Origin of the sequence: Pararhodobacter marinus, from assembly GCF_003122215.1 — a bacterium.
Classification (GTDB): domain Bacteria; phylum Pseudomonadota; class Alphaproteobacteria; order Rhodobacterales; family Rhodobacteraceae; genus Pararhodobacter; species Pararhodobacter marinus.
Genome location: NZ_QEYD01000028.1, coordinates 1 through 1,173 on the forward strand (window position 1 = coordinate 1; position 1,173 = coordinate 1,173).

Annotated in this window: 1 protein-coding gene; it reads right to left on the bottom strand. The window is 62.4% G+C overall.

Annotated features, from left to right (window positions below):
* Window positions 1-142: 142 nt before the first annotated feature.
* A complete protein-coding gene (locus C4N9_RS21615) occupies window positions 143-1,099 on the bottom strand; it encodes an IS5 family transposase (protein ID WP_109535415.1) in 957 nt (318 codons plus the stop codon).
* Window positions 1,100-1,173 lie beyond the last annotated feature (74 nt).

The following is a 1,173-nucleotide window of genomic DNA, read 5'->3' on the forward strand; positions in this document are numbered from 1 at the left end:
GGAAGATCTGATTAACGGGTTCGGCTGCGCCGAGAAGGTCGGCTGAGCGGCTGAACCAGCCGAGGACATGCCCCTGGCGGCTTTTTTCGTGCTCTCTGGACCGCAGCAGCGGCCATTTTGCGGATTTCGGGCAGACTCGTCCTCATGCCAGAAGCTTTCTCCGCATCAGGAACAGGTTGCCGAGTGCGAACAGCGTGAACAGTTGGGCGCGGTTCTTGGCGAGGCCCCTATAGCGGGTCTTCACGTAGCCGAACTGGCGCTTGATCACCCGGAACGGATGCTCGACCTTCGCCCTGACGCTGGCGATGATGCGGTTGATCCGCGCGTCGAGGGGATGCATGTCGCCGCCCTTCGGTGCCTTGCGCATGACACCCCAGATCTTGCCCGCCGCCTTGAACTCCACTTCGCGCTCGGCACTGACATAGCCCTTGTCGGCCCAGACCGAATCCTCGTCGCCGTGCAGCAGTTCGCCCCAGACCTGGCTGTCGTGGACCTTCGCCGTTGTGGTATCGAGGCTGTGGGTCACGCCGCTGTCCACGTCGACGCCGATATGCGCCTTCATGCCGAAATACCAGTCATTACCCTTTTTCGTCGAAGACATCTCGGGGTCTCGCGCCCCGGCCTTGTTCTTGGTCGAGGACGGTGCGTCGATGATCGTCGCATCGACCAGCGTCCCCGAGCGCAGGCTGATCCCCTTGTCGGCCAGATGCGCGTTCACCTCGGTGAAGAGCGCCTCGGTCAGCTCATGGCGCTCCAGCAGGTGGCGGAAGTTCAGGATGGTGGTCTCATCGGGAATGCGGTCATCACCCAGCTCGATCCCGGCAAAGCGGCGCATCGCCTCGCTATCATATAAGGTTTCCTCGGCCATTGGATCGCTCAGCGCATACCAATTCTGAAGGAAGTAGACCCGCAGCATCGTCTCCAGCGGCATCGGTGGGCGCCCGCCCTTCGCGCCGGCTTTCGGGTAGTGCGGCGCGATTAACCCGACCAGCCGCGCCCATGGAACCACCGCATCCATCTCCGCCAGGAACTGCTCGCGCCGCGTCACCTTCTTCTTCATCGCATCGCGGAGGCCAGGAATGGTAGGCTGTTTCGGCATCGGCGGGGCTCCTCGTCACATCCCGAAGACCCTACCAGATCACGCCAGAACGCGCAGGTTTTTCAGACGTTCCT

Coding starts and splice junctions, on each gene's coding strand:
- C4N9_RS21615 (WP_109535415.1), bottom strand. CDS start 1,099: ATGCCGAAACAGCCTACCATTCCTGGCCTCCGCGATGCGATGAAGAAG.